The sequence below is a fragment of the Xenococcus sp. PCC 7305 genome (genome assembly GCF_000332055.1).
GTDB lineage: Bacteria > Cyanobacteriota > Cyanobacteriia > Cyanobacteriales > Xenococcaceae > Xenococcus.
Genome location: NZ_ALVZ01000152.1, coordinates 23332 through 31377, shown reverse-complemented (window position 1 = coordinate 31377; position 8046 = coordinate 23332). Strand labels below are relative to the sequence as shown.

The window sequence follows — 8046 nt, the reverse complement described above, 5'->3', positions numbered from 1 at the left end:
AAAGAGGCACTCGTAAAGGCTTTTTTCAAGATATCCTCTCTTTGTCCAAGTATCTACTATTCCGAAGTTGGCACCATCTCCTCGACTTTATGCTCGGCGATGCGGAACCAGAACCTTTCATCCCTGCAAATACTTCTTAATTTTTGAATTTGGAATTGCTGTTAATATCCAAACCCCGTACAACCTCAGAACGAAGTGATGATATTCCTTTGATTATCTACTGGTTAGAACAGTTGAAGTTAGCAGAGGTTTTAGATGAGGCTCTGCCATCACCTCATGGGAATCGCCAAGGATTGAGCTATGGTCAACTTAGCTTAATCTTATTGAGCTACATAATAACTCAAGCAGATCATCGCTTATGTGGGGTAGAAGATTGGGTTAAACAGCATTATCAGACACTGTCGAGGGCAACAGGATGGTCGATAGGATTGAAAGATGCCAGTGATGATCGTTTAGCCTCTTTATTAGAAGTAATCGGTAGAGAAATCGAATCAAGAGAACAGATTGAGGAAAAACTGGGACAAAGAATGATTCGGGGCTATGAGTTACCCACAGAAGTAGCTCGATGTGATACCAGCAGTTTCAGTGTTTACCACCAAATTGAGTTAGAGGATGAAGACAAGAGTATACTCCGTTTTGGTCACAGCAAAAATCATCGTCCAGACTTAAGGCAATATCGTCAGTTGTTAGGAACTATTGACCCAGCGGGAGTACCATTGGTAAGCGAAACTCTAGCAGGTAATGGTGCTGATGACCCAGTTTACCTGCCGAGCTGGCATCGATTGGCCAAGGTGATTGGGCACCAAGATTTTCTCTATATCGCCGATTGTAAAGCTGCAGCTCATCAAACCAGAGCGGAATTGGCACGAGCTGGGGGACGTTATTGTTTTCCTTTGCCAATGACAGGACAGACTCCCAGTGTGTTAAAAAGCTGGGTGCTGAATCCACTACAATCTCACCAAGAGATTCGTTTACCTAATTCCACTGAATCTGAAGCAGCGATGGGAGTAGGTTTTGAAATCGAACTAGGAAAAATTGAGTATAACCCCAAGACAAAAGAGTCATTTGAGTGGTGGGAGAGATATTTGTTCGTACGCTCTGATGCTCTAGCTCAGCGTCAACAGAAGGGCTTGCATCAAAGGCTGAACAAAGCTGAACAAGCTCTGAGCAAACTTGCGACTAAACTCCATCAAGACCACTGCACTCTCCAAACTAAAGTTCAGTCTATCCTCAAACGTTATCGAGTTATCGATTACTTTCTCACTGAAATTGGCACTAAAACAGTTACTCGCTATAACAGTCCTGGTCGTCCGAGTCGCCAAAATACCAAATCCTCTATCAAGTCAATGCAATTCTGCCTAGAATTTCAACGTCAACCTAAAGCAATTTCCCAGGCTGAGCAACTTACTGGTTGGCGCATTTACGTCACCAATGTCGCTATTGAACAGCTTTCCTTGTCTCAAGCAGTTATCTACTATCGAGACCAGTGGCAGCTTGAACGTGGATTCCATCGATTCAAGCGTGGCCAACTCCCAGCTTTACCCATTTACTTGACCCATGAAGAGCGAATCATCGGCTTAATGTTTTTGCTGACTATTGCATTGCGATGTTTCACCCTTATTGAGTTTCAAGTTCGACGGCAGTTACAAACACAGCAAGATGAAATTGCTGGTCTTTATGCTGGCAATCCAAAGCGTAAAACCTCGCGCCCCACTGCTGAGCAACTTTTGACAGCCTTCTGTGGTATTACTCTCTATCATCATCGCGATGGCACTTCTGAAATTACACCCCTCAATGAATTGCAACTTCTTATCCTAGCGCTTATGAATCTTCCCAAAACTATTTATGCGCTCCCCATTCTCACTTAATTTATTCTCCACTCTGCTCAAAAATCAGCGAACCGACAGTTACTAAAGTTGCATCTTTTCGTTCAGCTAAGAGAATAGCAGCTCTTTCTCCCAGGTCAAGAACCTCTAAATCATGATCAAAACTATCAGTGACATTTTCTATGATTAACCAATCGGGAGGAGCGTCAATCCATTTCCGAACAATTTTCGGCGATTTGAGATTAGATAATTCTTGTTGGACAATTTTGGGAATAAGCACTCTCCCATAAAGTTGAGGCAGGATTCCAATTTCCCCGATAAGCAACAGATAACAAATAGGAGATGTATCTGAGACAACAATCATGGAGTGTTTAGTCTACCTTCTTTGCGGAGTTGTTCATGGGTTTTTCTGTCTGCTTCAAAATCAGCTTCGTTATAAGTGAGATCAACCCCTTTTGCCTTCAGAAAAGTATCGACTTCTAAGCGAGTTTGCATTCCTAATAGTTCCCGAACTTTCCCTAACCCAATTGAACCTTCGCAATAGGCTTCGATTACGATCATTTCCATCAGCTTATGTTCCAGATTACCCCATTTAGCGGAGAGCGAGTCTGCTACTTCATCTGGTAAAGCAATCTGAATCTGCATTGTTTTTGACTCTAACAGTTTACTCTCATAATCCTAACATGATGCTAGCAGTGCGATTATCATAAGCTGGTATTGCACGCAGTACGAAACAAAATTATTTAAGAGCATATCTTTGTGGGATATCGTTGGCCATTGTTTAGTTGATTTGAATATTGCCTAAAGCATCCAGAATAGCAGGTAAATTATTGCTTTCGGTGAGACGAATTAGAGAAACTAGATTACCTATAAATCCTTGGGGACGGGCAAGGGAATTCCCTAAACAGGAAACATAAAGATCAATCAGATTAATGATTTTGTCTTGTTGAGCTGGCGTTTGTTCAGCGAGAATCTCCGCATTTTCCCAGGCAAAATCTCTGGCTTTCTGGAGGCTAAAGTTGGTAATCATCTCATCTGTATTGCCGGCAAAGCGATCTAACAAACCAAAGAGGGGCGAAAACTGATTAATGACATCCTGTACTGGATTTAATAATTCTGCCAAGATGTCATTGATTTTATCGAAATCGTCTCGCAGTGCGGGTAATGCTGAGCCAGGGGCAACTTGAGCTGCTGCAATGCCTAAATCCAAGTTGACATGAGTATTAATTCCTAGGAGCAGATATTGCACAAGCAAGGATCGAGTTTTACCCATAGTGCTAAAAGCTACTTGCCAAGCACGAGTCGGTTTTTCTCCTTTTTGAAATAGCTCAAATGCCTCTAAATAGCGGTTGGCAAAAATGACATCAAATCTTTCCATCCGAGGGCCATCGTCGAACAAATCATTGGCAATCCCTTGTTTAATCTGAATTGTCACTTGTCGGTAAACGGCAGGGAAAAAACCCAGTGGGCTTTTTTGCGATCGCTGTTGCCTAATAATAATGTCTAGTTGTTCAATAACTTCATCAATCGTTGTGACTGGCATAATTTCATAAAAATTGCTATATCATAAATCCAATAATTTCCTGGGCAATAGTTTCCGAGCCATCTTTAGGGAGCTTAATCTCAGTTTTGGGAGCAATTAAAGATTGTGTCAAAAAATCCCAATCCCCCTGAAAAAACTCCTCTGTACTTATTATCTGATGATAAGAATGTTCTCGAATATTTTTAAATAAAATTGGTGCCTCTGCAAAATCTTCCCGAGTCAAAGTCACAATTGGCAAATCTAATCTCAAAGCTTCGGCAAAAGTACTATATCCAGGCTTAGACACAATTCTGCTGCATAACAACATAAAATCTACAGGACGAAAGAAATTATCTCTAACAATCTTAAGATTGGGTAAATCGGGCGCTTGGCGATCAAAAGTAATAAAATCCCAGTCGGGAAAATGTTTTAACTTTTCATAGGGGATTGACTGTAAACCTAAACCGCCAAAAGTTAAGAGGATAATCTTTTCTCCTGGTGCTCTAATCGCAAATTTATCTCGTAATTGGGCCTCAGTATAGCGAGGATTGCCTCCTGTTAACCCAACATCTGTAATATTGGGAAAAGCTGTCATTGTTTCTGATAGGGGCAAACGAAATAAGCGATCGCATTTGCCATAACATTCGGTGATCCAGTTAATAATCTCCCTAAAAGAATCATCCCAGGCACCATAGATAAAATCCCAACCAAAATTACTCATCATCCAACAAGGAATTCCTGCTGCCTCTGCGATCGCAGTTGCTAGGGGGGGAATATCTGCTAAGACCAACCCCACATTGTGCTGTTTAATAAATGCTACTTCCTCTGCAATAATCTGCTCTTGATGCGATCGAATATCTTGCATTTTCTCCAGAGTGGCCGGTTTATCCATAGTGAGGCTGTCGCTTTGCACTACTCCCACATCAAACACCCGAGGACGATAAATAAAATCACCGCTAATATAAGATTTCAGTAACCATTCTGGTGCTGTTGTCGCAAATATTATGGAGATTTCTGGACAAAGCTGTTGGATCTTATCTGCTACTGATGCTGTACGGACTGCATGACCAAAACCATGACCTGTAACGGCAATATATAACGTTGGCTGAGACATATTGTTTTAACTAGTAAGTAGCAAGGAGTGACTATTAAGTAAACCAACAGCAATTCTAACAATCCCATAATCATGTGATACCTATGGAATGTATTGAATCAATTTTGGCTCCTCTATTGATGTTCAAAAAACATAATCTCAACAGACAAAAAATCACACCTTATTTATTTTTGCTTCCAGCGATCGCAGTTCTGTCGATCACAATTTTCCTGCCGGCAATTCAAGCCTTTGCTTTAAGTTTTACCCAATATGAATATGATTTAACCCAAGCTCCTGAATGGGTAGGATTTGCCAATTTCCAGCGGCTATGGGGAGATCGCGTCTTTTGGCAAACTATTGGCAACACCTTGCTCTACCTGGTCGGGGCAGTCCCTGTTCTGGTGATTGTGCCTCTAATCTTGGCTATCTTAGTCAATCAAAAACTTCCTGGCATTTACCTGTTCCGTGCCACTTTCTATACACCTGTTGTGATCTCGATGGTGGTGGCCGGTATTGCTTGGAAAGCTCTTTATATCAATAACGGTATTCTCAATCAATTCCTGAAACAGATAGGCTTTGAGAATGGAGTTCCCTGGTTGACTGACCCCAAACTAGCACTTTGGAGTGTCATGGTGGTCACTATTTGGAAAGGATTGGGCTACTATATGGTGATTTATCTGGCGGGGCTGCAATCAATATCACCTGAATTATACGAAGCAGCCGCGATCGATGGTTCCGATGGTTGGCGAAAACATTGGGATATTACTTTCCCCCTGATGCAACCTTACCTATTCTTAGTAGCTGTAATATCTGCAATTTCTGCCACCAAAGTCTTTGAAGAAATTTATGTAATGACTCAAGGTGGCCCCCGCAACAGCTCGAAAACCGTGGTTTACTATCTCTACGAAAGAGCATTTCAAGACCTGGACATCAACTATGCCTGCACTATTGGCCTGGTCTTATTCCTCGGAATTCTGGGACTTTCAATTATTAATTTACGCCTTTCTCGCAACCAATAATTATTAGATAACAAGCCTTAAATGCCTTCAACTTCCAATTTAGCAACAGTAATCGCATCAAAGGCAAAAGCGAAGACTGCTGGCATAGGATTGGCCATCAAAAAACATAAGACAATTGCTACGATGCTGAAAACCGTGGCACAAGTAAGCCACAATTGCTCGTCACTACTAAACCCCTTTTGATCTTTAATAACCTGCAACACATTGCGAGGAATTGGCTCAGGCATTACTGCATGGGGAGGAAATGCCCAATAATTGTTGTAGCGCTCTCTAATTAAATCTGTCCAGCCATTGTTATCACACCATTCTTGAATCCAGTCATCATGAAAATGCTTCATAGTAAAAAAATAATAATCTAATCGATCAATTTAAAGTTCTTCTGAAAATTATGAGTACTTGGTTAATTCTTTTAACTCAGTCTTTGCACTTCGAACAATCTATCAAAAATGCCTATGACTTAAAACACCAATGCTTATTTAAGTAATAAAAATTAAACAAAACCTCTTTTCTCTGTTGTTTTGTTAAGTAAGGTTGCCCAGTATGTTGCGATTTATTCTTAATTGATTACACAGCTTTATCTATGTAAATATGATTTAAAAGTCTGATTATCATCTCAACATCTCCTAACATGAATGCAAATGTCTCCCCCAAAGCAACTCCTTTAGAGATTGCCTTACCTCTGGTCACGAACACTCATCCCAACGATAGTTTCCGAGTTACTTTTGCTCCTCTATCTTTAGATGAGGTTTATCAACTAGCAGATGATCCTGGTAATGGCGCAGTTGTTGTGATGAGTGGGACGGTACGGAATAAAACCGATGGGCAAAGGGTCACTCATTTAGAGTATCAGGCATATGAACCAATGGCGATCGCAGTATTCAAGGCGATCGCACAACAAATTCGTCAACAATGGTCAGAGGCCAATAGCGTGGTGATTCATCATCGGACAGGAAAGTTGGAAATTGGCGAAATTAGTGTGTTAGTTGCGGTGGGATGTCCCCATCGTGGTGAGGCTTTTGCTGCTTGTCGCTACGCGATCGACACCCTAAAACATAATGCCCCGATCTGGAAGAAAGAGTTTTTCATGGCACAAGATGGTGTAGTTTCTAGTACTTGGGTTGCGATCGCAGATTGTGAAAATTGTTAGATAAAGCTTATCTCATGGCGCAGTTTATCGTACTTGGGTTGCGATCGCGTTGCCCCGCAATTGTGTAACCATGTTAATCTAAGACTACCGCAATAGATTAAGGTTAAGGCGATGGTACAGCTACAAACGACCTCCCAGCCAGCGGTCATCTATCCCGACAGTGATGGTAAACCAATGGCAGATAATACTAAGCAATTTCGCTGGATCGTAGCGATTAAGCAGAATTTAGATTGGTTATTTGCCGATGATGCCAATGTTTTTGTAGCGGGTGATTTGTTGTGGTATCCCGTAGAAGGCGATAACAAGAAATGTACAGCACCTGATGTCATGGTAGTTTTGGGACGACCCAAAGGCGATCGTGGCTCCTATAAACAGTGGGAAGAAGATAATTTGCCACCCCAAATAGTTTTTGAGATTCTCTCCCCAGGCAATAGAAGGGCTGAGATGAGCCGAAAGTTATTGTTTTATGATCGCTTTGGCGTGGATGAATATTATCTCTATGATCCTGACAAAAATGAGTTGAGCGGATGGCTTCGTCGGGAAGGATTTCTCGATGTGATCGAACCGATCGCCGATTGGGTAAGTCCTCTGTTGCAAATAAAGTTTAATTTAACCGAAGATGATTTACAAATTTTTCATCCAGATGGACAGCGGTTTTTAAGCTATGTAGAAATTTATCAACGAGCTGAAGCAGAAAGCCAACGAGCTCAGAAAGAATATCAACGAGCTGAGGCAGAAAGTCAACGAGCTCAGGAAGAATATCAACGAGCCGAAGATGCAGAAAAAAGAGCCAACCTTTTAGCTGAAAAGTTACGAGAAATGGGAATTGACCCCGAGCAGATTTGAAGTAACAATTTTATGGGTTTTCATCAGAATTAGACCATAATTTCTTTTCCCCCTTGCGATCTATTTTTCACTATTATTAATTTCTTGATCCAAAAGATCTGCTAAGAAATCTGAGTGAGATTGGAAATTATCTTTCAAGGCAAATATTTCTGCACAACTTGCCAACCAGTGATTGAAACAAAAACAAATCCAGCAAATAAGACAATATTAGTCCTTAAGTGAAGAACACGCGCCCAAGGTTTGCTCGGACTAATTTGCAGCGCGCTCCAACCAGACAATAGCATCAGGAAAACAACCAGTAATCCGGCGATTAAATGAATTGAATGTCCTAAGTTGCCATAATGACCGATGGTGCCGATTAAACCAATAAATAACAGCAGTAACACTAGTAAGACCGTAATTCCTCCAGTTATCATATGTAATGGTCGCAGCCAAACAGGAAGACGCGATCGCATGAGGCGACTGTAGAGAATAGTCGAGCCCGAGAGAAATAATAATAAATAGCCCGCGATCGCAAAGCCCATAGACCAGGCAGCAATTTTCCAGAGCCAGAGAAAAGATGGTAAATTAAAATCTGTTGCAAACAAAATACT

Annotated in this window: 10 protein-coding genes; 4 read left to right on the top strand and 6 right to left on the bottom strand. The window is 41.3% G+C overall.

All coding sequences use genetic code 11. The features are described from left to right. Nucleotides 1–149 precede the first annotated feature (149 nt). Nucleotides 150–1868 (top strand): IS1634 family transposase, encoded by a 1719-nt coding sequence (locus XEN7305_RS09360; RefSeq protein ID WP_006509160.1) that lies wholly within the window; start codon nt 150–152, stop codon nt 1866–1868. Between the two features lies 1 nt (nt 1869). Here XEN7305_RS09360 and XEN7305_RS09355 read toward each other — a convergent pair whose 3' ends face one another. The 4 genes from XEN7305_RS09355 to XEN7305_RS09340 all read right to left on the bottom strand — a co-directional run bounded on the left by XEN7305_RS09355 (nt 1870) and on the right by XEN7305_RS09340 (nt 4462). Then, on the bottom strand, nt 1870–2190 hold the full coding sequence (locus XEN7305_RS09355) for a hypothetical protein (protein WP_006509159.1): 321 nt from the start codon (nt 2188–2190) through the stop codon (nt 1870–1872). Beyond that, nucleotides 2187–2471, bottom strand: a complete 285-nt coding sequence (locus XEN7305_RS09350) for a UPF0175 family protein (protein WP_006509158.1) — start codon at nt 2469–2471, stop codon at nt 2187–2189. The genes XEN7305_RS09355 and XEN7305_RS09350 overlap by 4 nt, the downstream gene beginning before the upstream one ends. A gap of 136 nt (nt 2472–2607) precedes the next feature. After that, entirely contained in the window at nt 2608–3369 is a 762-nt protein-coding gene (locus tag XEN7305_RS09345; protein ID WP_006509157.1) for a DUF5995 family protein, read from the bottom strand. Nucleotides 3370–3385: 16 nt separating this feature from the next. Continuing rightward, complete coding sequence (locus XEN7305_RS09340; protein ID WP_006509156.1) at nt 3386–4462, bottom strand: hypothetical protein; 1077 nt, start codon at nt 4460–4462, stop codon at nt 3386–3388. Nucleotides 4463–4581: 119 nt separating this feature from the next. Between XEN7305_RS09340 and XEN7305_RS09335 the strand changes: the two genes are divergently transcribed. Further along, nucleotides 4582–5460 (top strand): carbohydrate ABC transporter permease, encoded by an 879-nt coding sequence (locus tag XEN7305_RS09335; RefSeq protein ID WP_040897265.1) that lies wholly within the window; start codon nt 4582–4584, stop codon nt 5458–5460. Nucleotides 5461–5477: 17 nt separating this feature from the next. Here XEN7305_RS09335 and XEN7305_RS09330 read toward each other — a convergent pair whose 3' ends face one another. Next, a complete protein-coding gene (locus tag XEN7305_RS09330) occupies nt 5478–5798 on the bottom strand; it encodes a hypothetical protein (RefSeq protein WP_006509154.1) in 321 nt (106 codons plus the stop codon). Between the two features lie 290 nt (nt 5799–6088). Here XEN7305_RS09330 and XEN7305_RS09325 point away from each other — a divergent pair, with 290 nt between their 5' ends. Then, nucleotides 6089–6607, top strand: a complete 519-nt coding sequence (locus tag XEN7305_RS09325) for a molybdenum cofactor biosynthesis protein MoaE (protein ID WP_006509153.1) — start codon at nt 6089–6091, stop codon at nt 6605–6607. A 111-nt stretch (nt 6608–6718) separates the two neighbouring features. Further along, nucleotides 6719–7453, top strand: coding sequence for a Uma2 family endonuclease (locus tag XEN7305_RS09320; RefSeq protein ID WP_006509152.1), 735 nt, complete (start codon nt 6719–6721; stop codon nt 7451–7453). A 134-nt stretch (nt 7454–7587) separates the two neighbouring features. On the opposite strand, the gene XEN7305_RS09315 is transcribed toward XEN7305_RS09320, so the two are convergent. Then, nucleotides 7588–8043, bottom strand: coding sequence for a DUF4079 domain-containing protein (locus tag XEN7305_RS09315; protein ID WP_071591337.1), 456 nt, complete (start codon nt 8041–8043; stop codon nt 7588–7590). Nucleotides 8044–8046 lie beyond the last annotated feature (3 nt).